Below are 23,396 nucleotides of genomic sequence, written 5' to 3'. Positions count from 1 at the left end.
CGGGTCGTGTACCTCGTGTCTCAATTGCTGGGCATGGGGTAGGACGCCCGACACGACCCCGTAATGTTGAGGTCGTGACCGTGAACGCTAAGACCAGCGCGAGCGCTGGCAACACCTGGCGAAACCTGCCCGCGGCGCAGCAGCCCGAGTACCCCGACCCCGAGGCTCTGCGCGCAGTCGTTGCGGAGCTGGAGTCGTATCCGCCGCTCGTCTTCGCGGGCGAGTGCGATCAGCTGCGCGCCCGGATGGCGGCCGTCGCCAAGGGAGAGGCGTTCCTCCTCCAGGGCGGCGACTGCGCCGAGGCCTTCGACGCCGTGTCCGCCGACCACATCCGCAACAAGCTCAAGACTCTGCTCCAGATGGGCGCCGTGCTGACGTACGCCGCCTCGGTGCCGGTCGTGAAGGTCGGCCGTATCGCCGGCCAGTACTCCAAGCCGCGTTCCAAGCCGACCGAGACCCGCGACGGCGTGACCCTGCCGACCTACCGGGGCGACTCCGTCAACGGCTTCGACTTCACCGAGGCCGCCCGCGTCCCGGACCCCGAGCGGCTGAAGCGGATGTACAACGCGTCCGCCTCCACGCTCAACCTGGTGCGCGCCTTCACCACCGGTGGCTACGCCGACCTGCGCCAGGTGCACGCCTGGAACCAGGACTTCGTGAAGTCGTCCCCGTCCGGCCAGCGCTACGAGCAGCTGGCGCGCGAGATCGACAACGCGCTGAACTTCATGCACGCCTGCGGGACCGACCCGGAGGAGTTCAAGACCGTCGAGTTCTACTCCTCGCACGAGGCGCTGCTGCTCGACTACGAGTCCGCGCTCACCCGCGTCGACTCCCGCACCGGGCAGCTGTACGACGTCTCCGCGCACATGGTGTGGATCGGTGAGCGCACCCGGCAGCTGGACCACGCGCACATCGAGTTCGCCTCCAGGATCCGCAACCCGATCGGCATCAAGCTCGGCCCGACGACGACGGCCGAGGAGGCGCTGCAGTACATCGAGCGTCTCGACCCCGAGCGCGAGCCGGGCCGGCTGACCTTCATCGTCCGCATGGGCGCCGACAAGATCCGGGACAAGCTCCCCGAGCTGGTCGAGAAGGTCACCGCCTCCGGTGCCACCGTCGCCTGGGTGACCGACCCGATGCACGGCAACACCTTCGAGGCGGCCTCCGGTCACAAGACCCGCCGCTTCGACGACGTGCTCGACGAGGTCAAGGGCTTCTTCGAGGTCCACAAGTCGCTGGGCACCCACCCGGGCGGCATCCACGTGGAGCTCACCGGTGACGACGTCACCGAGTGCGTGGGCGGCGGCGACGAGATCTTCGTCGACGACCTGCACCAGCGCTACGAGACGGCCTGCGACCCGCGGCTCAACCGCAGCCAGTCGCTCGACCTGGCCTTCCTGGTCGCGGAGATGTACAGGGACCAGTAGCCGGGGCGCCTGTTACAGGCTGTTTCCGGACAAGCAGTGGGGCGCGGATCACATACGATCCGCGCCCCACAGCACTTTTACGGCACCTGTGCGACGGGTAAGGTTAGGTTAGCCTCACCGATCAAGGGGATGGCACAACGATCCCGCCGGGAGGTGAACCGCGTGTACGTCTGCAGTTGCTTCGGGGTCACCGAGCAGCAGGTGAAGCAGCACGCGGAGAACGGTGCCTGCACCCCCCGCCAGATAGCCTCGGCCTGCAAGGCCGGCACGGACTGTGGGTCGTGCGTACGCCGCATCCAGGCGCTGCTGGGCAGGGGCGCGTGTCCGCGCCGTGAGCTGGCCGATCAGGGCAAGCCGGTGCTCGCGGGACTGGAAGAGGCGGCCTAGCTCGGCTGCTCGATCTGCTGCGCGATGTAGAGCGCCTCGCCGATCTTGTCGATGAGCTCCAGCTGAGTGTCCAGGTAGTCGATGTGGTGCTCCTCGTCCTCGAGGATCGACTCGAAGAGATTCGCGGACGTGATGTCGCCCTTGGTGCGCATCACCTCGATCCCCCGCTTGAGGCGGTCGATCGCCTCGACCTCGATCTGCCGGTCGGCCTGGAACATCTCGGTGACCGTCTGGCCGACCCGCACATGGAACAAGCGCTGGTAGTTGGGCAGGCCGTCCAGCATGAGGATGCGCTCGGTGATCTTGTCCGCGTGCTTCATCTCGTCGATGGATTCTTCACGCGTGTACTTGGCGAGCTTGGTCCAGCCTTTGTTGTCCTGGATCCGGTAGTGCAGCCAGTACTGGTTGATCGCCGTCAGCTCGCCGGTCAACTGCTCGTTCAGGAATTCGAGGACCTCGGGGTCGCCCTGCATCGCAGAGGCTCCTTCCGCGCGGGGGAACTGGCAGGTTGCGCCGCATGATTGCACCGGCGACAAAGATCGTCCAGTAAGTCTTCACTTAGTAAGTAAGTGCATGCTTAGTCCAGTTTGAAATGAATTGCGGAGGCTGTGGTCCGGTGCACTGCCGCGGGTCTGTCAGGATGGAGTCATGGGTCAGCCGGTGGAGCGCGAAACTGGAGCAGCAGCACACTCCGAGCTTCCGCCGGGGCAGCGAGTGCAGCGTGGCTGGCCGGTCACCCACTACGGCCCGGTCCCCAAGTTCCGCCCCGAACGCTGGGAATTCAGGGTGTTCGGCGCGACTGCCGACGGCGAGAAGCACTGCTGGACCCACGAGGAGTTCACGGCCCTGCCGTACACCACCGTCGTCGCCGACCTTCACTGCGTGACGAAGTTCAGCATGCTCGGCGCGGAGTGGGGCGGCATCCCGGCCCGTACGATCCTGGAGATCGCCCCGCCCGCACCGACGGTCACCCATGTGATGGTCTGGGCCGAGTACGGCTTCAGCTCCAACCTCCGCCTCGCCGACTTCGCCTCCGAGCGCACGATCTTCGCCACCCACAAGGACGGCGAACTGCTCACCGCGGAGCACGGCTTCCCCCTCCGTCTGGTCGTCCCCCATCTGTACGCCTGGAAGGGGCCCAAGTGGGTCCGCGGCGTCGAGTACATGACCGCCGACCGCCGCGGCTTCTGGGAGGAGCGCGGCTACCACAACATCGGCGACCCGTGGAAGGAGCAGCGCTACTCGTACCAGGAGGAGCCCGGGGACGGCCCCGAGCTCTGAGTCCTGATCCTCCTGTGGCGCGTCAGTGGTGGTACTGGTGCACCACCGCGTGCCCCTTGCCGCGGCCGATCATCCACTTGTTCACGGGCGTGGTGAGGACGAAGGCGACGGCGAGCGCGATCGCCAGCACCCACCAGAACAGCGGGTCGGTGAGTTCGGCGTCCATGGCGCCCGGCCACAGTACGATCACGCCGTTGTCGACCAGCTCCATCACGGCGATCGACAGGGTGTCCGCCGCCAGCGCCACCTTGAGGGCGCCGCGCAGGTCGAGGCCCGCCTTCAGCACACCGCGCAGAGTGAGCGCGTAGCCGAAGAAGAAGGCGAGGACGATCGCCAGGACCAGCGTCGGTGCGGCGCTCCAGCCGAGCGCGGTGCCGATCACCATGCCCAGCACTTCGCCGATGGCACAGCCGGTGAGGCAGTGCAGGGTGGCCCGGACGGCCATCGCCCAGGTGCTGGTGGCGGCGACCTCGTGGTGGTGATCGTGTGTCGCGTGTGCCTCGTGCTGCATGACTGCCCCCAATGCCAGGTTACGGTTCCCGCATCGAGCAAGAACCATATACCCCCCAGGGGTATTCCCTAACGGCTTATGCGTCCCGAAGTTTTTTCAGCCGCTCCACGTCCGCCGCGTGTCCTTCCTTCCCGCCGGGCGTCTCGATGATCAGCGGTACGCCCTCGGTGGCCGGGTGGGTCATCAGCGCCCGGAACGGGTCCTCGCCGATATGACCTGCGCCGATGTTCTCGTGCCGGTCCTTGTGCGCGCCGACGACGTCCTTGGAGTCATTGGCGTGGATCAGCTTCAGCCGGCCCTCGCCGACGGTGTCCACCAGCAGGTCGAGCGTCTGGTGCATGCCGGACGGGCCGGTCAGGTCATGGCCGGCGGCGAAGATGTGGCAGGTGTCCAGGCACACGCCCAGCTTCGGATGGGCGTCCAGCGCCTCGAAGTACGGCCCGAAGTCCCAGGCCCGCGAGCAGAGCGACGCGCCCTGCCCGGCGGTGGACTCCAGCAGCAGAAACGGGTCGTCGTCGTGGGTCAGCTCGTCGAGTAGCGGCAGCATGTGCTCCCGCACCTGCTTCAGGGCCACCGAGCGCTCCCGCCCGCCGGTCGCACTGCCCGTGTGCACGACCACGCCCAGCGCGCCGATCTCCCGCCCCCTCCGCAGGGAGTGCCGCAGCGACTCCACCGACCGCTCGACGGTCGCCTCGGTGTGCGAGCCGAAGTTGATCAGGTACGGCGCATGGACGTACGCCGGGATCGACTCGGCCGCGCACACCGCGCGGAACTCCTCGTCCTGCCGCGGATTCCCGGCGGGCGTGGCCCAGCCGCGCGGGTTGGCGACGAAAACCTGGACGGTCTCGGCCTTGAGGTCGTGGGCGTAGGTGAGGCCGACGGAGCGGAGACCGCCGGCCACGGGGACGTGGCCGCCGATGGGATTGCGGGAGGGATCGGGGGCGGGTTCGCGGGCGGCCGACTGCTGACTCTTCACCCGTTCAGAGTGTCATGGCCGCCGCGGGCCCCGGTCACCGGATGGTGATCGTCCCCGGTCACCGGATGGTGGTGGCTCCGGTCAACGGATGGTGATCGTGATCGTCGACCCCTTGGGTGCCCTCTCCCCGCCCTTGACGGACTGCTTCTTGACCGTGTCTCCGAACAGCCCCAGAAGACCGCGGTCCTCGTCGACCTCGAAGCCGGCGGCCTCCAGCTCGGCCCTGGCGTCGTCGACGCTGTCGCCGACCACGTCCGGGACCTCGATCATCTCCGGGCCCTTGGACAGCGTGAGCGTCACCGTGTCACCCTCGGCGGCCTGGCCGTTCGCCGGCGACTGCCGTGCGACCTGGCCCGCGTCGTACTCGGAGTTGACCCGCGCGGCGGCGACCTTCACCTTCAGGCCGGCCTCCTCCAGATCGGCCCTCGCGTCAGCCAGGGTCTCGCCGGTGACGTCCGGGACGTCGATCGGGCTGCCCTTGCTGACCTTGAGCGCGACCGCGGAGCCGGAGCGGACCTTCGTACCGTCCCCGGGGTCCGAGGAGATCACGAAGCCCGGGGAGAACTCGTCGTTGAACTCCCGGGTCACCATGCCCGGCTGGAGACCGCTGTCCTTCAGCACGGTCCGCGCCTTGTCCAGCTTGTAGCCCTGAAGATCGGGGACCTTCACGGTCTCCGGTCCCGCCGAGATGACCAGGTTCACGGAGTCGTTGTTCCGGATGCGGGCGCCCGACTCGGGGTCCGTGCTGATGACGGAGCCGCGCTTGACGGTGTCGCTGTAGGCACGCTCCACCTTGCCGACCTCGAGCCCGGCCTCCTGCAGCCGGTCCTGGGCCTGTGCCTCGGTCTTGGAGAGCAGCGGCGGGACCTTGGTGAACTGTCCCGAATTGATGTACCAGATGCCGACACCGAGGCCGAGGGCCAGCAGTACGGCGGCGACGATGACGAGCGGGCCGCGCGGCGCACGCGAGGTCCCCGACCGGCGCCGGGGCGGCAGGGGCGGCGGAGCCTCCAGCCGGCTGGTCCGGTTGAAGACGGCCTCGGGCGCGGGCTCGTCCTCGTTCACGGGCAGCGGCCGCTGGATATTGAGCGCCCGCGGGATCACGCTCGTACGGTCGTCGGCGTTGCTGTGCTCCGCCGAGAGCGCCTGCGGCGGCACCGCGTCCAGCTGGTCCGCGCTCAGCGCGGCGCGTGCCCCCCGGGCCTGCGCGAGCAGCGCCACGGCGTCGTACGGGCGGACATCGGGGTTGCGCGCGGTGGCCGACGCGACCAGCTCGTCGAGTTCGTACGCCAGCCCCGGCACGAGCGCGGACGGCGGCGGGACGTCTTCGTGGAGGTGCTTGTAGAGCACCACGGCGGGTGAGTCCCCGTCGTGCGGCTTCTCACCGGTCAGCATCTCGTGGAGGACGACACCGCACGCGTACACGTCGACGCGGGCGTCGGCGGCGCCGGGCTGCTCGATCTGCTCGGGCGCGAGATAGGAGACGGTGCCGAGCACGGCACCGGTGGTGCTGGTCACGGTGTCCACGGACCGCACGAGCCCGAAGTCGGCGACCTTGACCCGGCCGTCGTCCCCTATCAGCACGTTCTCGGGCTTCATGTCCCGGTGCACGAACCCGGCGCGGTGCGCGGCACCGAGCGCGGCGAGCACCGGCTCCAGGATGTCGAGGGCGGCCCGGGGCTGCAGCGCCCCGCGCTCGCGCAGGACGTCGCGCAGCGTGCAGCCCGCGACGTACTCCATGGCTAGATAGACGTACGACCCGTCGGTGCCCTGGTCGAAGACCTGCACGACGTTGGGGTGCGCGAGCCGGGCGACGGACTTCGCCTCCCGGATGAACCGGTCGACGAACACCCCGTCCACGGCCAGCGCAGGATGCATCACCTTGAGCGCGAGCACGCGGTCGAGGCGGGTGTCCAGGGCCCGGTAGACCGTGGCCATCCCGCCGACCGCGATCCGCGCGTCCACGCGATACCGGCCGTCGAGCACCTGCCCGACCAGAGGGTCCTGAAGGGTCGTATCCACGCAGGTGAGTGTACGAGCCGCCACCGACACACCTGCCGGTTCGGCCAGGATCGGGCCGGTACTGCAGCCGACCTGTGACGCAAGTCGCACTCAAACTTGCCCAGCCTGCGGGCAGTCGTGCCGCTGGGGCGGCACGGGTGGGCAGGCGGCCCCCCGGAAGCGCCGGGCCGCGCGACCCACCCCCGAGCCCCAATGCCGGGCACCTAGAAAGCAGGCCGCTCGGGATCCAACACGGCCAAGCCCTCCGCAGGAGACGACGCCTCCGCGAAATGCCGCCGAGGAATCCGCCCCGCCCGGTACGCCAACCGCCCCGCCTCCACGGCATGCCGCATCGCATCGGCCATCAACACCGGCTCCTGCGCCCGCGTCACCGCCGAGGCAAGCATCACACCCGCACACCCCAGCTCCATCGCGAGCGCCGCATCGGACGCCGTACCGGCCCCCGCGTCCAGAATCACCGGCACGCGCGCGTGCTCCACGATCAGCTGGAAGTTGTGCGGATTGCGGATACCGAGCCCCGACCCGATCGGCGACCCCAGCGGCATGATCGCCGCACACCCGACGTCCTCCAGCTTCCGCGCCAGTACAGGGTCGTCATTGGTGTACGGCAGCACCGTGAACCCGTCGTCCACCAGCGTCTCCGCCGCATCCAGCAGCTCGATCGGATCCGGCAGCAGCGTCCGCTCGTCGGCGATGACCTCCAGCTTGACCAGATCCGTACCGAGCGCCTCGCGCGCGAGGCGGGCCGTCAGCACGGCCTCACCCGCCGTGAAGCACCCGGCCGTGTTGGGCAGCACCCGGATGCCGAGCTTCTCCAGCACGGACAGGACGGACCCGTGCACCGACGGGTTGACCCGCCGCATCGCGACCGTCGTCAGCTCCGTCCCGGACGCCACCAGCGCCCGCTCCAGCACCTCCAGGCTGGGCGCCCCGCCCGTACCCATGATCAGGCGGGACGTGAAGGACGTACCGCCGATGACAAAGGGATCGTCGGCCATGGTTCAGCCTCCTTGGACGGCGGTGAGGACCTCGACGCGATCCCCTTCGGAGAGGGACGTCGACGCCCACTGCGCGCGCGGGACGACGGTTTCGTTGAGGGCGGCGGCCACTCCGGAGGGCGCCGCGGTGAGCATCCGTACGACGATGTCGAGCGCCGTACCGGGAGCGACCTCTCGCCGCTCCCCGTTGACCGAGATGTTCATGCCGGCTGCTCCGTGAGTGCGGCGGCGCTGAACCGCTTCGTCGTGAACGGCCGGGCCTCCTCCGGCAGTTCACCGGTGGTCAGGACGTGCGCCATGGCGTCGCCGGTGACCGGCGTGAGCAGCACGCCGTTGCGGTAGTGGCCGGTGGCCAGCAACAGCCCGTCCAGCTCGGTCGGGCCGAGCAGTGGCGCGTTGTCCGGGGAACCCGGCCGCAGTCCCGCGCGGGTCTCGGTGAGCGGGAGTTCCGTGATGCCCGGCACCAACTCGTGGGCGTCGCGCAGCAGCTCGTACACCCCTCCCGCGGTCACCGTCGTGTCCCAGCCCAGCTCCTCGCTCGTCGCCCCGACGACCAGCTCCCCGCTCTCGCGCGGCACCAGATACACCTGGCTGCCGCGCACCACGGCCCGCACGGTCCGGCTCAGGAACGGCGCGTACCGCTTCGGCACGGTCAGCCGCAGCACCTGCCCCTTCACCGGGCGTACGGGCGGCAGGACGTCGTCCGGAAGCCCGGGCAGCCGCCCGCTGAGGCTGCCGGCCGCGAGGACCACCTGGCCCGCGCCCAGCTCGGTGCCGTCCGTCGTGGTGACACCGGCGGCGCGGTCCCGCAGAACGGTGAAGCGCTCGGCCCACGCCCGGTGGAAGACCACGCCGGCCCGCTCGCACGCGGCCACCAGCGCCCCGGCCAGCCGACGCGGATCGATCTGGTGGTCGCCGTCCACCCGCAGCCCGCCGCGCACCCCCGGCGCGAGCATCGGCTCCAGGCGCCGGCACTCCCGCCCCGACAGCCACTCGGAGTCCAGCCCCGACTGTTGCTGCAGGGCGTGCAGTTCGCGCAGATGGGCGCGGTCGTCGGCGTCCAGCGCGACGGCGAGCGTGCCGCACCGGCGGTAGCCGAGGTCATGGCCGGTGACGTCGGTGAGCTCGGCCACGAAGTCCGGGTAGCGGCGGGCCGAAGCGAGATTCAGGCCCAGCAGGGTCTGCTCGCCGTAGTGCAGTTCCGTGACGGCGGCCAGCATCCCGGCCGCCACCTGGGCGGCGCCGCCGCCCGGCTCGGGGTCCACGACGGTCGTCGTGAACCCGCGTTGCGCGGCCCGCCACGCCGTGACCAGGCCGATGATTCCGCCCCCGATGACAAGGACGTCTGACGTTCGCGTACGCGACATGGGCGTCCAGCCCCTCCCTTCGCCGGCATGACCCGGATCAGGTTCGTACGGTCGGAGGCCGCCAGCCTCCCTCTCAGCCCGGTGCGTCCGGGCTCCCGCGAGTGCTTTACGTTGGCCACCCTAGCCCGCTGCCGTATGTCTCAGTAAGGGAGCCTCAGCCTGTGGTCCGCTCGCTCGACGGTCTCGTCCTCGCCCCTGTCGCCGATCAAGCCCCAGGTCAGGTGGGGACACAGACCCGGTTCGCGTACCACGAGACGGACGGCGAGATCTGGGCCGAGTACGCGGGCGGCGATGTCGTACGCGGGCATCTGGTGGGTACCAGGGAAGGTGACCGGCTGGACTTCCGGTACGTGCAGCTCAAGCGGGACGGGACGACGTCGTCGGGGCACTGCGTGTCGACCGTGATCGAGCTTCCCGACGGGCGGGTGCGCCTTGAGGAGACCTGGGAGTGGGAGTCACAGGACGGCTCGGGAACCAGCGTTGTGGAGCAGGTCACTGAGCATGCCCCCTGACTGACAATTTGTCAGTTGTCTATGGTGATCAGGTGAGCGAGCAGACGCAGCAACGGGGCACGTCACAGGCGCGGCGCGTGGTCGTCGCCGGCGCGGGCATGGCCGGTGTGCAGACAGCGGTCGCCCTGCGCGAACAGGGCTTCACCGGCGCCGTCACACTGATCGGCGCCGAGCCCCACCAACCGTACGATCGCCCGCCCCTGTCCAAGGCCGTACTGCTCGGCAAGGCCGAGGGGTCCGCCTTCGACGTCGACTTCGAGGCGCTCGGCATCGAACTGAAGCTGGGCTGCGAGGTGCTCGGCCTGCGCCCGGCCGACCACGAGCTGGACACCGAGACCGGGCCCGTCCCGTACGACGTCCTCGTGCTCGCCACCGGCGCCGAACCGATCCGGCTGCCGGGCACGGAGGGCGTGCCCGGCGTGCATCTGCTGCGCACCCTGGACGACGCCGAGCGGCTGCGCCCGGTGCTCGCCCGGCAGCACGACATCGTGGTCGTCGGCGCGGGCTGGATCGGCGCGGAGTTCGCCACGGCCGCGCGCGAGGCGGGCTGCGCGGTGACGGTCGTGGAGGCCGCCGACCGACCGCTCGCGGGTGCGCTGCCCGCCGAGGTGGCGGCGCCGATGGCCGCCTGGTACGAGGACAGCGGGGCGGTGCTGCGTACGCACGCGCGCGTGGAGCGCGTCGAGCCCGGCGCGGTGATCCTCGACGACGGCTCACGGCTGCCCGCGGGCGCCGTCGTGGTCGGCATCGGGGCACGTCCCGCCACCGCCTGGCTGGCGGGCTCGGGAATCGAGCTGGGCGTGCACGGCGAGGTCGTCGCCGACGACCACCTGCGCACCTCCGTGCCGGACGTCTACGCGGTCGGCGACTGCGCCTCCTTCCCTTCGGGAAGGTATGGCGAGCGCCTGCTGGTCCACCACTGGGACAACGCCCTCCAGGGGCCGCGTACGGTCGCCACCAACATCCTCGGCGAGGCCACCGGTGAGCCTCCCGTGATTTACGACCCCGTGCCGTACTTCTGGTCCGAGCAGTTCGGCCGCTTCGTCCAGTACGCCGGCCACCATGCCGCCGCCGACACGACCCTGTGGCGCGGCGACCCGTCGGGTCCGGCGTGGACCGTCTGCTGGCTGCAGGACGACCGCCTGGTCGCCCTGCTGGCGGTGGGCCGGCCGAGGGATCTTGCCCAAGGGCGGCGGCTGATCGAGGCGGGCACGGAGATGAACCAGGAGCTGCTGGTGGATCCGGCGCGCCCTCTGAAGGCCGCGACTGCAGTGCCCTAGGGGCGCGGGGAACTGCGCGCCCAGCCACGATGGACCCGCGGATGACAGACGACGCATCCCGGCACTTGCCATCGCGGCTCCACCAGCGGAGCGCCTACGCTTGTTGCCGTGACCGAGATTGACGCAAAGATCGATGCTCTCGTCCCCGCCTGGCTCACCCTCCCCGACATCGCAGAGATGCTCGATGTCGAGGTGACGCGCGTCCGGCAGCTGGTCAAGGAGGGCCAGCTCATCGCCGTACGCCGCGGTGAGAACCGCGCGCTGCACGTTCCCGCCGCCTTCATCGACGGGGACAAGGTCGTCAAGGGCCTGTCCGGGACCCTGACGCTCCTGCGGGACGACGGCTTCACCGACGAAGAGATGCTGGAGTGGCTCTTCACCCCCGACGAGAGCCTGCCCGGCACCCCCGCGCAGGCGCTCAGCGAGAATCGCGGCACGGAGGTGAAGCGCCGCGCCCAGGCGCTCGCCGTCTGATCTGAACAGCCGGATGTGAACAGCCACATCTGAACACCGTTCGGCGTACGGGCCGGGCCCTGCGGGCCACGGTCGCGGGTGACTGCGGCCGCGGGAGCCGGGCCCGGCCCGTACGCCATCGACATATCGACGTACGCCATCGATATGTCGATACGGCGGCGGCGTCCGGTGTCAGTCCCTCGGCCGTCCACCCAGCAGCAGTTGTCATGGGCGGCCCGGCGCACGCGGCACGCACGTGCGCCAACGTCAGCACCGGCTGTCCGGCACCGGCTGCCCGGCACCGGCCCGTGCTCCCGCACCCCGCTCCGGCTACCGTGCCTCCGTCCGGCACCGTCCCGGCGCACCCGACGCCACCCGACCGACCCCAGGGGCCACTCCATGTCCGACACCGCCACCGCAGCCACCGCCCGCACCCAGCTGGCCGACGCCCGGCTCTACCTCTGCACCGACGCCCGCAAGCAGCAGGGCGACCTCGCGGAGTTCCTGGACGCCGCCCTGGCCGGCGGTGTGGACATCGTGCAGCTGCGCGACAAGGGCATGGAGGCGGCTGAGGAGCTGGAGTACCTGAAGGTCTTCGCCGAGGCCTGCGCCCGGCACGGCAAGCTCCTCGCGGTCAACGACCGCGCCGACGTGGCGCACGCCGCCGAAGCCGACGTCCTGCACCTGGGCCAGGGCGACCTCCCGGTCCCCGCCGCACGCGCGATTCTCGGCGACGGCGTCCTCATCGGCCGCTCCACGCACTCCGAGCCGGAGGCCACCGCGGCCGCCGTCCAGGAGGGCGTGGACTACTTCTGCACCGGCCCTTGCTGGCCCACCCCCACCAAGCCGGGTCGCCACGCCCCCGGCCTCGACCTGGTCCGCCACACCGCCGCCCTCGGCACCGACCGCCCCTGGTTCGCCATCGGCGGTATCGACCTGGCCAACCTGGACCAGGTGCTGGAAGCGGGCGCCCGCCGTGTCGTGGTCGTACGGGCGATCACGGAGGCGGACGACCCGGGCGCCGCGGCGGCCCAGTTCGCGAAGCGGCTGCGGCAGGCGGGGTAGGGAGACCTCCGGTCACGGGACCGGCCGCGTCTCAGTTTCCGCCCCGCGCGTCTCAGTCAGTGGTCATCCCGGCTGCGATCGCCGTTCTCGAGGCCCTGCCCGACCTGCTGCAGGGCCGATCCATGGCCCTCATTGTCCAAGGAGTGGACAACAACCCGACAAATCGGTCAAATGTCCGGCGCCCGGTTGGGGGACCGGGGACCCCTGGTTAACCTGCGAGTATGGCCCTCGGCACCGCATCCATCAGATCGGACCACGCTCGTACCGTGCGCGAGATGCTCGCGACCGGCAAGACGACGTACTCCTTCGAGTTCTACGCGCCCAAGACCCCGAAGGGCGAGCGGAACCTGTGGAACGCGCTGCGCCGGGTCGAGGCCGTAGGACCCGACTTCGTCTCCGTGACCTACGGCGCGGGCGGTTCCACCCGTGCCGGCACGGTCAAGGCGACCGAGGCGATCGCCTCGGACACCACGCTCACGCCGATCGCCCACCTCACCGCGGTCGACCACTCGGTGGCCGACCTGCGCAACATCATCGGGCAGTACGCCGACGCGGGGATCCGCAACATGCTGGCGCTGCGCGGTGACCCGCCCGGCGACCCGCTGGGCGAGTGGGTGCCGCACCCCCAGGGCCTCACCTACGCCGCCGAACTCGTCGAACTGATCAAGGCGTCCGGCGACTTCTGCGTGGGTGTCGCGGCCTTCCCCGCGATGCACCCGCGCTCCGCCGACTGGGAGACCGACGTCCGTCACTTCGTCGACAAGTGCCGTGCGGGCGCGGACTACGCGATCACGCAGATGTTCTTCGAACCGGAGGACTACCTGCTGCTGCGCGACCGGGTCGCCGCCTCCGGCTGCAGCACCCCGATCATTCCGGAGATCATGCCGATCGTCAGCGTGCGGAACCTGGAGCGGATCCCGTCCCTCACCAACGCTTCGTTCCCCTCCGCCCTGAAAGAGCGGATCCTCACAGCAAAGGACGATCCGGCGGCTGTACGCTCGATCGGGATCGAGTTCGCCACCGAGTTCTGTGCGCGGCTGCTGGCCGAGGGAGTGCCCGGACTGCACTTCATCACGCTCAACAACTCCACGGCGACCCTGGAAATCTACGAGAACCTGGGCCTGCACCACCCACCGCAGGCCTAGACCGGCCGTCCTGATATACGTCACACTGCGTAGGCGGCCACTGGGAGAGGGGCGTACATGGGCTGGACGGTCCTCTACATCGCGTTCGGCGTCGTCGCGCTGTGGCTGCTGGGCGAGGTGCTGCTGCAGTACAAGGCACGGCTGCGCTGGCGGCTGCTCGCCTTCGTCGGCTTCCTCGGCGTCGTGGTCGGGGTGCTGATCCCGTCCGTCGTCGTCATCGGTCTGGGTGCCGCCGCGTTCGCGGTCGGCCAGACCTACGTCACGCTGTCGTTCCGCCGCGGCTTCTCGGCCGGCTGGGCGGTCTCCGCGCCGGCCCTGGGCCCCCTGGCCGCCGCCAAGCGCCGCCGCGGCGAGCCGGAACGCCAGGAGCCGACCCTGGAGGTCTCCGACCTCGAGGCGGCCGAGAGCGGTTTCGGGGGCGGCGACGGCGCGTACGGTCAGGACGACGGCAAGTACGGCCAGGACAGCGTCGGTTACGGCCACGACGACTACGACCGCGACGACGTCTTCACCCCCTCGCGCCCGGCCCAGCCCACGGCCGCCGAGACGACCGCCGTCTACGAGCCGCAGCCCCTGCCGGAGGACACCGGCTCGTACGGCATATACAGCGACCCCGCCTACGCCGCAGCCGACCAGAACTACACGGCCGCGGGCCAGCCCCAGGACCAGTACGCGACGGCCGACCAGAGCTATGCCTACGGTTACTCCGGCTACGACCAGCAGCAGTACGGCTACGACGCGACCGGCCAGCAGCAGTACGCCGCCTACTCCGACCCGTATGTCGGCACCCAGACCTACGACGGCACCTCCTACGACGCCTACGGCCAGCAGCAGTACGGCCAGCAGGGTTACGGCCAGGACCAGTACGCCACCGGCACCTACGGCCAGACCCCGTCCGGCGGCGTCTGGGTCCCGCAGCAGCGCACCGACGAGACGTACGGCGGCGAACTCCCGCCGGAGCAGCAGTACCCGTACCAGGGCAACGGCCAGGAGCAGGGGCAGGGCAACGGGTACGACGAGCAGTACCGCTTCTGACGGCCCAGGCCACGTCGCCCTCTGACGGCCACGCCTCCGCGCCCTACGCGCAGGTCACTGCGAGCCCCGGAACTCCGGCCCCTCCACGATCAGCCCGGCCACCAACGCGCCCGACATACCGGCGTGCGGAAGACCGCCGCCGGGGTGGGACCAGCCGCCGACCGTGAACAGCCCGGATATGGCTGTGGTGTTGGACGGGTGCAGCATGCGCCCGCCGCCCGCGGCCAGCGCCGGCGCGGGAACCGCGCCGCCCTCCGCCCCGGTCGCCTCCCCGATGTCGGCCGGGGTGCGCACTTCGTGCCAGAGAAGTCGGTCGCGCAGGTCCGGCACGGCACGCTCGGCGACAGTGATCAGGTGTGCGGCGTGCTGATCGAAGGCCTCCGACTCCGGCCGGCTTCCCTCGGGCCGAGCCGGCACCGTCGAGGTGAGGGTGATCGCCTCATGGCCGGCGTCCGGAACCAGCGCCGGGTCGTCGGGCCGCAGGACCGTGACCGTAGGGCGGGTGGCCAGAGCCCCGGCGGCGCCGAACAGGGCATCCAGCTCGGTCTCGCGGCTCTCCGCGTGCACCACCGTCCGGTGCGCGGTGCCCTCCGGTCGGCTGCCGCGCAGCGCCAGCAGCACCGTCAGACGGCTCGCCGCCCCCCGCTGGGGCGCGACCCCGGCCTCGCCTCGCACCGCCGTGCCCCGCACGAGGCGGTCCAGCACCCCGGGAGCGACCCCCGAGACCACGAAATCGGCGTCCACCACATCCCCGTCGGCCAGCTCCACGCCCGCCGCCCGGCCGTCCTTCTCCAGGACCCCCGCGACCTCGGCGCCGAAGTGGAACTCGACCTTCCTGGCGACGCACCGCTCGTACACCGCCCGCGCCAACTCCCTTATGCCGCCCCGCACATACCAGGTCCCGAAGGCATGCTCCATGTACGGCAGCACCGCCGCGCTCGCCGGGGCCTCGCGCGGATCCAGGCCGTACGCCAGGGCGTGGCTCTCCAGCAGGGCGATCAGCCGGGGGTCGCGCAGTTCCCAGGCGCCGACCTCGGCGAGCGTGCCGGCCCGGCGGGTGCGCAGGAGGCGCTTGTGGGGAACCGCCGGGTAGGGCTCGCGCTCGGCCAGCACCTGCCAGTTCGGCCACAGGGGCTCCTCCAGCAGCGGTCTGCGTGTGCGGTCCCAGGCCTCGCGGGCGCGGACCAGGAAGTCGCCCCAGCGGTCGCCGGTCCCGGCGCCCAGCGCCTCGTCCAGGGCGGCCACCACACCCGCGCGCGAGGCGTTCGGCAGGGTCACCTCGGTGCCGTCCGCGAAGACGTGCCGCGCGGACGGGTCGACCTGGACCAGCTCGACGCACGCCTCGAGCGGCTCCTTGCCGGTCTTGAGGAACAGGTCGCGGTACACGGCGGGCAGGGGCAGCAGCCCGGGTCCCGTGTCGAAGCCGAAGCCGTCGCGCTCGAAGCGGCGCACCGCTCCGCCGAACGTCTCCGCACGCTCGTACACCGCCACCCAGTGGCCCGCGACGGCCAGCCGGGCAGCGGCCGCCATGGCGCCCATGCCGGCGCCGATCACCGCAATCCTTGCCATGCGTGGGACTTTATCGGCCGCCACTGACAAAGGCGCGCTGACCTCGGGCAACGGCTCCCTGACCGCAGGCGCAGGCTCAGCCGGGCCGCTGTCCCACCGCCTGCGCGAGCCGCTTCTCCTCCCGGCGCTCGGCCCTGCGGCGCAGGAAGCGACGGATCCGCGAGGCCAGGAAGAGGACCATCAGCAGTCCGGCGAGCAGCAGTACGCCGGCGACGACCGCCGCGGCGACGGGGTAGAAGATCGCGAGGGTGATGAGGGCACCGACGCCGAGATCCTCCGCGATGCTCACCACGATGTTGCTGAACGGCTCGGGCGAGGTGTTCACCGCCATCCGCGTCCCGGCCTTCACCAGGTGGCTCACCAACGCCGTGGAACCGCCGACCGCGCCCGCCGCCAGCTCGGGCACCGACCCGCTCTGCCCGGCGAGCAGCGCCGCGACGACCGCGCCAGCGACCGGCCGGATCACGGTGTGCACCGCGTCCCAGGCCGTGTCCACGTACGGGATCTTGTCGGCGACGGCCTCGCACAGGAACAGGACACCGGCGGCTATCAGGACATCGGGCCGTTGCAGCGCCTCGGGCACCTCGTCGCTCAGCCCCGTCGCGCCGAATATGCCGAGCAGCAGCACCACCGCGTACGCGTTGATGCCGCTGGCCCAGCCGCTCGTGAAGACCAAAGGGAGTACAGACACGGGGGCGATCGTAACCAGTCGGCAACGGAAGGGCTTGGGGATGAGTGCGCAGGTCTGAGTACGCGTACCTAGGCGGTGAGATGAGTACGCGCGCGGATGGGGGCCGACCTGCGTGAACGAGAGAGTGGAGGCACGGAGAAGGGGATCGGCTCCGGCACCGGCGACACGGGGCGCCGGAACGGAGCGGCCCCGGATCCGCTCCTTCCGCCGACTTGGCGTCGGCGGGAGCGAGACGGGGGCCCGGGGGAACGACCGAACGGGGGTCCAACGGGGGACATGGGGGGACACGGGGAAAACGGGGGACACGGGGGAGCAAGAGAAGGCGCCGGTTCGAATGGCCCGCGGGGGACGCGGCCACCTCGGACCGGCGCCTTCGTGTGCGCACAATGGCCGCGTCAGTGGCGCCCGTTGTCAGTGGCGCCCGCTCACCCGGCCCTGCAGCAGCCGGGACAGCGCGGAGTGCACGTCGTCCAGGGAGCGCTCCGGCTGGAAGGACTTCCAGTCCAGCGCGGCCACCAGGACCATGCCGACCAGTGCGGAGGCGGTCAGCGGGACGTCGATCTCCTCGCTGAACTCGCCCTTCTCCACGCCCTCGCGCAGCACTCCCTCGACGACCGCCACCGCCTGCTGCCGGACCACCATCAGCGTGGACTGCCAGGCTCGGTTGGTCCGCCACAGTTCGGCGACGTACAGCTGGGTGAAGGACGGGTAGCGGTCGATGAAGACCAGCCCCGCGCGCACCATCGCGTCCAGGGCGTCCACTTTGCTGCCGCCATCCCGGGCGGTCTGCTCGGCCGCCTCCCGGAGGGAAGCGGCGAGGAGTCCGACTCCGTGTCGCAGCAGCTCCTCGAAGAGGACGGACTTGCTTGCGAAGTTGTAGTAGACCGTGCCCTTCGCCACCCCGGCCCGCTCGGCGATCTCGTCCACCGTGGTGGCGGAGAAGCCCTGTTCGGCGATGAGGGTGACGGCCGCCTCGTAGAGCTTCTGCCGGGTGGCCTCACGGCGCGTGCTGCCGCCCGACGCGGCGCTGCTGCTTTCCATGGCAGCGATTGTCCCGCGCGCGTTCACAGGCTCAGCTCCGGGTGCAGCCGGTCGAGCGTCCACACCTGCCGGCGGCGGGCCGACAGAGCGGTCAGCGCGAGGGCGCCCGCGGTGAAGGCGACGAGCACCACGCACGCGTGCCACACCGGTTCCAGACCGCCGCCCGTGATGAGCCTCCTGAGCGCCTCCACGACGTAGCTCATCGGCAGGAAGGGGTGGAGTGCGTTGAAGAAGCCCGGGCTGGTCTGGACGGGGTAGGTGCCGCCCGCGGACGTCAACTGCAGCATCAGCAGAGCCAGGACGAGGATCCGGCCGGCCGCCCCGAAGCGCGCGTTCAGCCACTGCACGAGCGCCGCGAAGCACGCCGTCACCAGGAACAGGAAGCCCACCGTCCCGGCCGCCCGGGCCATCTGCAGCCCGATCGCCCAGTGCAGCACCGACATCAGGGCCACCGTCTGCAGCACCCCGATCGCGACCACCGGCAGCCATCCGGCCAGCGCGATCCGCCATGCCGAGGCACCCGCGGCGAGCGCGCGGCGGTTCATCGGCGCGATCAGCATGTACGCCACCATGGCGCCCACCCACAGGGACAGCGGGATGAAGTACGGGGCGAAGCCGGTGCCGTAGTTGGCCGCCTTGTGCAGGTCCCGCGAGACGAGCTGGACCGGGTCGGCCATCACCTCGGTGCGCTGGTCGCGGGCCTTCTTGTCGTAGTCGGGGATCTGCTGCGCGCCGTCGTGCAGCCCGTCCGAGAGCTTCCCGGAGCCGCCGACGAGCTTGTACATGCCGCCGTTGAGGTCGTAGGCGCCCGTCTTGAGCCTGCCGACGCCCGTGTCCAGCTCGGCGGCGCCCGACTTGGCCGAGCCGATCCCCGAGTGGAGCTTCTTGGCACCCGCGGCGACCTTGGCGGCCCCGTCGTTCAGCTTGTTGATCTTGGTGACGGCGTCGTCGAGATCCTCCGAGAGGTGGGGCGCGCGGTCGGCGAGCGCCTGGGACTGCTTCTGGAGGGTGGCGAGGTTCTTCTTGAGCGCCTTCAGATCGCCGTCCTGGTCGGTGATCAGCGTGTTGAGGTCGTCGGCGATCGTCGCCACGTCCGCGGCCGACTGCTTGGCCTTCTTCAGGTCGGAACAGGCCGGGTCGGGCAGTACGGCGTCCTCGCAGCGCGCCTTGTAGACGGTGTTCAGCACGTCAGAAGCCGTATGCGCGCGCCTGGCGGCGCCCGGAGCCCGCTCCACGAGGTCGTCGAGGTTGTTGCTGATCGCCGCCGAGGTGTCGGCGACCAGCTGGGCGGTGTCCCCGATGGTCTTCTCGTTGTCCGCCAGGAACGGGCCGATCTTCCCGTCGATGCCGTTGACCCTGTCGGCCAGCGTCTGCGTGCCCTGCGCGACCCGCCTGGAGCCGTCCTCCAGATCGCCCGCGCCCTTGTCGAGCTTCTTCAGGCCCGTCGACAGCTTGCCGCTGCCGTCCTTGGCGTCCTTCAGCCCGTCCGCGAGGTCCTTGGAGCCCTTCTCCGCCTTCCCGATGCCGCCTTCCAGCTGGTCGGCGCCGTTCGCGGCCTTCACCGTCGCGCCGTGGATGTCGGAGAACGACACGAAGATCCGGTCCAGGAACGACCGCGACGCCTTCGTGGAGGCGGCCTCGCGCACCTCGCTGAAGACCGTGCGCGAGATCTGCCCGACGATGTAGTTGTTCGCGTCGTTAGTGCGCACCTGGAGGGCGCCCGTCTCCGGCGAGTCGCCCGCGCTGGAACCGATCCGCGCACTGAAGTCGGACGGCATGGTCAGCGACAGGTAGTAGGTGCCGTCCTCGACGCCCTTGCGGGCCTCGGCGGCACTCACCTCGTGCCAGTCGAAGACCTCGCTCTCCCGCAGCCCTTCCGTGATGTCGTCGCCGGCGGTGAGCTTCTTCCCCTCGACGGTCGCCCCCTTGTCGTCGTTCACGAGCGCGACGGGGATGCGGTCGAGACGGCCGTACGGGTCCCAGAACGACCACAGGTACAGGGCGCCGTACAGCAGGGGCAGCACCAGCAGCGCGACCAGGGCGGCACGCGGCAGCTTCCCCCGCCCGAAGCGCCGGAGTTCAAGCGCGGCGAGCCTCGGCGATCGCATCGGCGGCCTCCTTTCCGTCGGTTTCCCGGGGCTTTTCGGTTTCCTGGGAGTCGGACGCCGTGCCGGTCTCGTTGGGGCCGGCCGGCTTGTCGGTCTCCTGGCCGCCGGCCGGCTGGTCGGTCGCCTGCGTGGACACCTCGACCGTGCCGTCCGGGGCCTCGCTGCACACCGCGACGACCGTGGTCCCGGCCTCGGTGATCGACTTCAACAGCGCCCAGACATCGGCCTGTTCGGCGTCGGAGAGCTTGAGGTCGGTGTCGTCGACGCCGAGCAGACGCGGGCGTGCGATCAGGGCCAGCGCGATGGACAGCCGCAGCGCCTCCACCCGCTCCAGATCGCGTACGGCGGTGCGGGGGCCCTTGGGCAGGGCGTCCAGGTCCATGCCCGCTGCCGTCAGCGCGGCGTCGACGAGCCGCTTCTGCTCCGTCCTGCGCTCGGCGCGAGGTCGCAGGAGCCCGCGCAGCGAATCGCCGAACCGTCGCTGCAGCAGCGCCCGTTCGTGGAGGTGCTCGGCGACGGTCAGGGCCGGGTCCAGGTCGGTCACACCGGGTACATGAGCCAGGGCGCTGACGCGCCGCACCGCCGCCATGCGCTTGGGCAGCACGGCATCGCCCACGGTGGCCGCTCCCTCGGTGGGCTTCATCCGTCCCGTGAGCGCAAGCAACAGGCACGTGCGGCCGGTGCCGGACGGACCTTCGATCGTGATCAGTGAGCCGGGCTCCGCGTCGAAGGAGACCCCGCGGAACGCCCATCCGCGGGGCCCTTCGAGGCCGAGACCCTGGGCCGTGACGCCGACTCCGGTCACGGTTCCCCCCATCCCTGCCCCCTCATTTTGAACTGACTGGTCAGTGCAAAAACTACTCCGAACTCTCGATCGAAGCAAAAGGCCAGGTCAGAACGGATTGTCAGTGCCATACCTCACGATGGGCACATACGGCACCTCGTATCCGGGCGTGCCGTCACACAGACGACAGGAGGTTCGTCATGGCCAGCTACCACGCAGCCGCCGCCCGTCGGCGCCGCGCCACCGGCCCTGCCCCCTCACTGACCGGCCCGGCGAGCGACGTGCACCCCGTGCTCCGCCGGACCACGGCGCCGCCCGCCGCCCTCGACCTGCTCGCCCAGGCCCGTGCCGGACTGGACGAGGCCGCTGTTCTGGATACCCCGAACGAGCGCTATGCCACAGCCCACCTCGCCGCCCTGCGCACCGCCGCCGCCGTGCTCGCCGCGCGAGGGCGCCCGGAGCCGACGCCCAGGCGGCGGGCCCGCATCAGGAGCGCCTGGGAAGTGCTCCCCGAGATCGCGCCCGAACTCGCCGAGTGGAGCGCGCTGTTCGCCTCCGGCGCCCGGCGCCGCGCCCGGGCCGAGGCGGGCATCCAGGGCGCGGCCAGCCGCCGGGACGCCGACGACCTGATACGCGACGTGGCGATGTTCCTCCGCCTCGTCGAGCGGATGCTGGTCCTCCAGCCGGTCCTGCCCCAGCCGCGACCGGACGCGGACGCGGAGGAACCCGAGGGCGTACGACACGGGCACGAGGAGATGCCGGACGCGGGCTGACATGTCCGCCGGTGAAGTCTGCCGGGGTCCGCCCGCCCAGCCGTCGGACCTTGCCTTGCGGGGCTGCCGCGTCATGCGCTCCGCCCTGCTGACACTCTCTGCCGTCCGCCGGGCGAGACGGTGGGCCCCGTGCGGCACCGCGATGGCCGGTCGGGACGTCGTAGGCAATAGGGTGGAGGGCGCCTGAAGCCTTCCCACTCCCGTGATCCGGGCGCCGGGGAGGCAGCCCGTTCGCCCCGCTGCGCCAGTGGCGGTGCCGTGCCGAGGAGTCAACTGCCGTGTCGGACCCGATGCGCCCGCCCGTCTCCCATCACCACCCCCACACGACGTCGCTGCGCTCCGACTCCTCCCGACCCCGCGCCTCCCTCCGTACCGCCGTGGTCTGGGAGGTCCTCCAGGACGCCCTGGACCGCCGGGTCAAGGCCACGGGCCGGCAGACGCTGGACGTCCTCGACACCGGAGGCGGCAGCGGCAACTTCGCGGTGCCCCTCGCCCGCCTCGGCCACCGGCTCACCGTCGTCGACCCCAGCCCGAACGCGCTCTTCGCCCTGGAGCGGCGTGCCGCCGAGGCCGACGTCGCCGACCGGGTGCGGGGCGTCCAGGGCGACGCCCACGGCCTCTTCGACGTGGTCGAGCGCGGCGGGTACGACGTCGTGCTCTGCCACGGCGTCCTGGAGTACGTCGACGACCCCGCCGAGGGCGTCCGCAACGCGGTCGCCGCCCTGCGTCCCGAGGGCGTCCTCAGTCTGCTCGCCGCCGGACTGGGCGGTGCGGTGCTGGCGCGGGCCCTCGCCGGTCACTTCAAGGAGGCCAAGCAGGCCCTGGAAGACCCGGACGGCCGCTGGGGCCAGGGCGACCCGGTGCCCCGGCGTTTCACCGCCGAGCAGCTCACCGGGCTGGTCGAGGGGGCCGGCCTGCGGGTCGGTGCGGTGCACGGGGTGCGGGTCTTCGCCGACCTGGTGCCCGGTGTGCTGGTGGACACCGAGCCCGGCGCACTCGAGGCACTGCTGAAGCTGGAGGAGGCCGCGGCCGAGCTGCCCGCCTTCCACTCGGTGGCCACGCAGCTCCACGTGCTCGGCGAGACGCGGGAGACGACCGAGGCCTGAGCTGCCTTCTGTGACCGGACCGCAGGGGCGCGCCGTTGATCAGGGACTTGGCTGCACATGGAGTACGCCACAGGCCCCCCGATCGAGCGCTCAGCGCCGTATGATCGAGGGAGACCGTTCCGGCATGACGGGTCGGCCGCTGGGGAATGAAGATCTCAGCGAGCCGGGACGTGCATGCCGGAGCCCGGTTGGCCAATTGGCGTAGAGGGGCGGGTTTCACGGGGGCGATTCCCTGCCTATCCTGAAGGGACCCCCCGGGTCGCCCCGGCGACTGCACGATGAGGAGGACTCCGTGCCGCTCTCGGAGCACGAGCAGCGAATGCTCGAGCAGATGGAGCGAGCGCTGTACGCCGAAGATCCCAAGTTCGCGTCGGCGCTTGAGGGAAGCGGGCTGCGTACGTACACCCGGCGGCGGGTCTACCAGGCGGTCGCGGGCTTCCTCGTGGGTATCGCGCTCCTCATGGCTGGAATGGTCGCCAAGCAGGTCTGGCTGAGTGTGGTGGGCTTCCTCGTCATGCTGGGCTGCGCGGTTCTGGCGGTGACCGGTTGGCGCAAGGCCCCGAAGCCGGGCGAACAGCCCGCCGCCGGCCCGCACGCCCGCCGTCAGCCACGCCAGAAGCGCTCCATGATGGACCGCATCGAGGAGCGCTGGCAGCGCCGCCGCGACGAACAGGGCGGCCATTAGCTCGACGAACAGCTCCCGAACCTGCATCAGGGGGTGACCACCGGACGGGTGGTCACCCCCTGATGCATGACCTCGGTCCTCCTGCTCCGAGTAGTTCCCCGACCCGGGTGTCTGCGGACCGGAGCCACCCAGCGCGCTGCGGGGCCTGAACAGCGGACGGCGCTGCAACGCCCTCCAGGG

At 70.9% G+C, this 23,396-nt stretch carries 24 protein-coding genes and 1 riboswitch; of the genes, 12 read left to right on the top strand and 12 right to left on the bottom strand.

The genetic code is table 11. The features are described 5' to 3' along the window. The first annotated feature begins 74 nt into the window (after positions 1-74). Both ACZ7L6_RS26670 and ACZ7L6_RS26665 read left to right on the top strand, forming a co-directional pair. Complete coding sequence (locus ACZ7L6_RS26670; RefSeq protein ID WP_471928032.1) at positions 75-1,427, top strand: class II 3-deoxy-7-phosphoheptulonate synthase; 1,353 nt, start codon at positions 75-77, stop codon at positions 1,425-1,427. A gap of 129 nt (positions 1,428-1,556) precedes the next feature. Then, entirely contained in the window at positions 1,557-1,814 is a 258-nt protein-coding gene (locus tag ACZ7L6_RS26665; RefSeq protein ID WP_471928030.1) for a (2Fe-2S)-binding protein, read from the top strand. On the opposite strand, the gene bfr is transcribed toward ACZ7L6_RS26665, so the two are convergent. Further along, entirely contained in the window at positions 1,811-2,287 is a 477-nt protein-coding gene (bfr, locus tag ACZ7L6_RS26660; protein WP_004001903.1) for a bacterioferritin, read from the bottom strand. The genes ACZ7L6_RS26665 and bfr overlap by 4 nt on opposite strands. Positions 2,288-2,462: 175 nt before the next feature. On the opposite strand from bfr, the gene ACZ7L6_RS26655 reads away from it, so the two are divergent. Continuing rightward, positions 2,463-3,095: a sulfite oxidase-like oxidoreductase gene (locus tag ACZ7L6_RS26655; RefSeq protein WP_471928028.1), complete on the top strand. Its 633-nt coding sequence runs from the start codon at positions 2,463-2,465 to the stop codon at positions 3,093-3,095. A gap of 22 nt (positions 3,096-3,117) precedes the next feature. Here the strand turns inward: ACZ7L6_RS26655 and ACZ7L6_RS26650 are convergent, their stop codons facing one another. The 6 genes from ACZ7L6_RS26650 to thiO all read right to left on the bottom strand — a co-directional run bounded on the left by ACZ7L6_RS26650 (position 3,118) and on the right by thiO (position 8,969). After that, a complete protein-coding gene (locus tag ACZ7L6_RS26650) occupies positions 3,118-3,606 on the bottom strand; it encodes a DUF4396 domain-containing protein (RefSeq protein ID WP_471928026.1) in 489 nt (162 codons plus the stop codon). A 76-nt stretch (positions 3,607-3,682) separates the two neighbouring features. Then, positions 3,683-4,582, bottom strand: coding sequence for a deoxyribonuclease IV (locus ACZ7L6_RS26645; protein WP_471928024.1), 900 nt, complete (start codon positions 4,580-4,582; stop codon positions 3,683-3,685). An 81-nt stretch (positions 4,583-4,663) separates the two neighbouring features. Further along, positions 4,664-6,604 (bottom strand): Stk1 family PASTA domain-containing Ser/Thr kinase, encoded by a 1,941-nt coding sequence (gene pknB, locus ACZ7L6_RS26640; RefSeq protein ID WP_471928022.1) that lies wholly within the window; start codon positions 6,602-6,604, stop codon positions 4,664-4,666. Between the two features lie 203 nt (positions 6,605-6,807). Then, positions 6,808-7,602 (bottom strand): thiazole synthase, encoded by a 795-nt coding sequence (locus ACZ7L6_RS26635; RefSeq protein WP_471928020.1) that lies wholly within the window; start codon positions 7,600-7,602, stop codon positions 6,808-6,810. Between the two features lie 3 nt (positions 7,603-7,605). Further along, positions 7,606-7,806 carry a sulfur carrier protein ThiS gene (gene thiS / locus ACZ7L6_RS26630; protein WP_471928018.1) on the bottom strand — a complete coding sequence of 67 codons (201 nt, stop codon included), beginning with the start codon at positions 7,804-7,806 and terminating at the stop codon, positions 7,606-7,608. Next, positions 7,803-8,969, bottom strand: coding sequence for a glycine oxidase ThiO (thiO, locus tag ACZ7L6_RS26625; RefSeq protein WP_471928016.1), 1,167 nt, complete (start codon positions 8,967-8,969; stop codon positions 7,803-7,805). Before thiO ends, thiS begins: the two co-directional genes overlap by 4 nt. After that, positions 8,967-9,078: riboswitch (TPP riboswitch) on the bottom strand. (Overlaps the previous gene by 3 nt.) Before the next feature lie 52 nt (positions 9,079-9,130). Between thiO and ACZ7L6_RS26620 the strand changes: the two genes are divergently transcribed. From ACZ7L6_RS26620 to ACZ7L6_RS26595, 6 genes are all read left to right on the top strand, one after another. Beyond that, entirely contained in the window at positions 9,131-9,481 is a 351-nt protein-coding gene (locus ACZ7L6_RS26620; RefSeq protein ID WP_471928014.1) for an avidin-fold protein, read from the top strand. A gap of 32 nt (positions 9,482-9,513) precedes the next feature. Beyond that, positions 9,514-10,761 (top strand): NAD(P)/FAD-dependent oxidoreductase, encoded by a 1,248-nt coding sequence (locus tag ACZ7L6_RS26615; RefSeq protein ID WP_471928012.1) that lies wholly within the window; start codon positions 9,514-9,516, stop codon positions 10,759-10,761. A gap of 108 nt (positions 10,762-10,869) precedes the next feature. Next, the gene (locus tag ACZ7L6_RS26610; protein WP_031483328.1) at positions 10,870-11,235 is read left to right on the top strand and encodes an Rv2175c family DNA-binding protein; all 366 of its coding nucleotides are present in this window, start codon (positions 10,870-10,872) and stop codon (positions 11,233-11,235) included. 378 nt (positions 11,236-11,613) lie between these two features. After that, the gene (thiE, locus tag ACZ7L6_RS26605) at positions 11,614-12,279 is read left to right on the top strand and encodes a thiamine phosphate synthase (protein WP_471928010.1); all 666 of its coding nucleotides are present in this window, start codon (positions 11,614-11,616) and stop codon (positions 12,277-12,279) included. Between the two features lie 221 nt (positions 12,280-12,500). Continuing rightward, complete coding sequence (metF, locus tag ACZ7L6_RS26600; protein WP_471928008.1) at positions 12,501-13,424, top strand: methylenetetrahydrofolate reductase [NAD(P)H]; 924 nt, start codon at positions 12,501-12,503, stop codon at positions 13,422-13,424. Between the two features lie 57 nt (positions 13,425-13,481). Next, positions 13,482-14,459, top strand: coding sequence for an SCO2102 family sporulation regulator (locus ACZ7L6_RS26595; protein ID WP_471928006.1), 978 nt, complete (start codon positions 13,482-13,484; stop codon positions 14,457-14,459). 54 nt (positions 14,460-14,513) lie between these two features. Here the strand turns inward: ACZ7L6_RS26595 and ACZ7L6_RS26590 are convergent, their stop codons facing one another. The 5 genes from ACZ7L6_RS26590 to ACZ7L6_RS26570 all read right to left on the bottom strand — a co-directional run bounded on the left by ACZ7L6_RS26590 (position 14,514) and on the right by ACZ7L6_RS26570 (position 20,685). Next, positions 14,514-16,028 carry a phytoene desaturase family protein gene (locus tag ACZ7L6_RS26590; protein ID WP_471928004.1) on the bottom strand — a complete coding sequence of 505 codons (1,515 nt, stop codon included), beginning with the start codon at positions 16,026-16,028 and terminating at the stop codon, positions 14,514-14,516. Between the two features lie 76 nt (positions 16,029-16,104). Further along, positions 16,105-16,719 (bottom strand): DUF4126 domain-containing protein, encoded by a 615-nt coding sequence (locus ACZ7L6_RS26585; protein WP_471928002.1) that lies wholly within the window; start codon positions 16,717-16,719, stop codon positions 16,105-16,107. Positions 16,720-17,130: 411 nt separating this feature from the next. Beyond that, entirely contained in the window at positions 17,131-17,760 is a 630-nt protein-coding gene (locus ACZ7L6_RS26580; RefSeq protein WP_471928000.1) for a TetR/AcrR family transcriptional regulator, read from the bottom strand. Between the two features lie 23 nt (positions 17,761-17,783). Further along, positions 17,784-19,868: a YhgE/Pip family protein gene (locus tag ACZ7L6_RS26575; protein WP_471927998.1), complete on the bottom strand. Its 2,085-nt coding sequence runs from the start codon at positions 19,866-19,868 to the stop codon at positions 17,784-17,786. Further along, positions 19,840-20,685 (bottom strand): ATP-binding cassette domain-containing protein, encoded by an 846-nt coding sequence (locus ACZ7L6_RS26570; RefSeq protein WP_471927996.1) that lies wholly within the window; start codon positions 20,683-20,685, stop codon positions 19,840-19,842. The genes ACZ7L6_RS26575 and ACZ7L6_RS26570 overlap by 29 nt, the downstream gene beginning before the upstream one ends. Before the next feature lie 167 nt (positions 20,686-20,852). On the opposite strand from ACZ7L6_RS26570, the gene ACZ7L6_RS26565 reads away from it, so the two are divergent. The 3 genes from ACZ7L6_RS26565 (at position 20,853) to ACZ7L6_RS26555 (ending at position 23,216) form a co-directional block, all read left to right on the top strand. Further along, positions 20,853-21,425 carry an SAV_6107 family HEPN domain-containing protein gene (locus tag ACZ7L6_RS26565; protein ID WP_471927994.1) on the top strand — a complete coding sequence of 191 codons (573 nt, stop codon included), beginning with the start codon at positions 20,853-20,855 and terminating at the stop codon, positions 21,423-21,425. A 278-nt stretch (positions 21,426-21,703) separates the two neighbouring features. Beyond that, the gene (locus ACZ7L6_RS26560) at positions 21,704-22,531 is read left to right on the top strand and encodes a methyltransferase (protein WP_471927992.1); all 828 of its coding nucleotides are present in this window, start codon (positions 21,704-21,706) and stop codon (positions 22,529-22,531) included. A 292-nt stretch (positions 22,532-22,823) separates the two neighbouring features. Continuing rightward, positions 22,824-23,216 (top strand): DUF3040 domain-containing protein, encoded by a 393-nt coding sequence (locus tag ACZ7L6_RS26555; protein ID WP_398821610.1) that lies wholly within the window; start codon positions 22,824-22,826, stop codon positions 23,214-23,216. Positions 23,217-23,396: the final 180 nt, after the last annotated feature.

This window comes from Streptomyces sp. NPDC107522, assembly GCF_055657525.1.
The sequence above is the reverse complement of the archived record's forward strand: the minus strand, read 5'-3'. Positions and strand labels throughout refer to the sequence as shown.

Excerpts from the sequence above, each read along its gene's own strand:
- ACZ7L6_RS26665 (WP_471928030.1), top strand. The coding sequence starts at position 1,557 with ATGGCACAACGATCCCGCCGGGAGGTGAACCGCGTGTACGTCTGCAGT.
- bfr (WP_004001903.1), bottom strand. The coding sequence starts at position 2,287 with ATGCAGGGCGACCCCGAGGTCCTCGAATTCCTGAACGAGCAGTTGACC.
- ACZ7L6_RS26655 (WP_471928028.1), top strand. The coding sequence starts at position 2,463 with ATGGGTCAGCCGGTGGAGCGCGAAACTGGAGCAGCAGCACACTCCGAG.
- ACZ7L6_RS26650 (WP_471928026.1), bottom strand. The coding sequence starts at position 3,606 with ATGCAGCACGAGGCACACGCGACACACGATCACCACCACGAGGTCGCC.
- ACZ7L6_RS26635 (WP_471928020.1), bottom strand. The coding sequence starts at position 7,602 with ATGGCCGACGATCCCTTTGTCATCGGCGGTACGTCCTTCACGTCCCGC.
- thiS (WP_471928018.1), bottom strand. The coding sequence starts at position 7,806 with ATGAACATCTCGGTCAACGGGGAGCGGCGAGAGGTCGCTCCCGGTACG.
- thiO (WP_471928016.1), bottom strand. The coding sequence starts at position 8,969 with ATGTCGCGTACGCGAACGTCAGACGTCCTTGTCATCGGGGGCGGAATC.
- thiE (WP_471928010.1), top strand. The coding sequence starts at position 11,614 with ATGTCCGACACCGCCACCGCAGCCACCGCCCGCACCCAGCTGGCCGAC.
- metF (WP_471928008.1), top strand. The coding sequence starts at position 12,501 with ATGGCCCTCGGCACCGCATCCATCAGATCGGACCACGCTCGTACCGTG.
- ACZ7L6_RS26595 (WP_471928006.1), top strand. The coding sequence starts at position 13,482 with ATGGGCTGGACGGTCCTCTACATCGCGTTCGGCGTCGTCGCGCTGTGG.
- ACZ7L6_RS26590 (WP_471928004.1), bottom strand. The coding sequence starts at position 16,028 with ATGGCAAGGATTGCGGTGATCGGCGCCGGCATGGGCGCCATGGCGGCC.
- ACZ7L6_RS26580 (WP_471928000.1), bottom strand. The coding sequence starts at position 17,760 with ATGGAAAGCAGCAGCGCCGCGTCGGGCGGCAGCACGCGCCGTGAGGCC.
- ACZ7L6_RS26575 (WP_471927998.1), bottom strand. The coding sequence starts at position 19,868 with ATGCGATCGCCGAGGCTCGCCGCGCTTGAACTCCGGCGCTTCGGGCGG.
- ACZ7L6_RS26570 (WP_471927996.1), bottom strand. The coding sequence starts at position 20,685 with ATGGGGGGAACCGTGACCGGAGTCGGCGTCACGGCCCAGGGTCTCGGC.
- ACZ7L6_RS26565 (WP_471927994.1), top strand. The coding sequence starts at position 20,853 with ATGGCCAGCTACCACGCAGCCGCCGCCCGTCGGCGCCGCGCCACCGGC.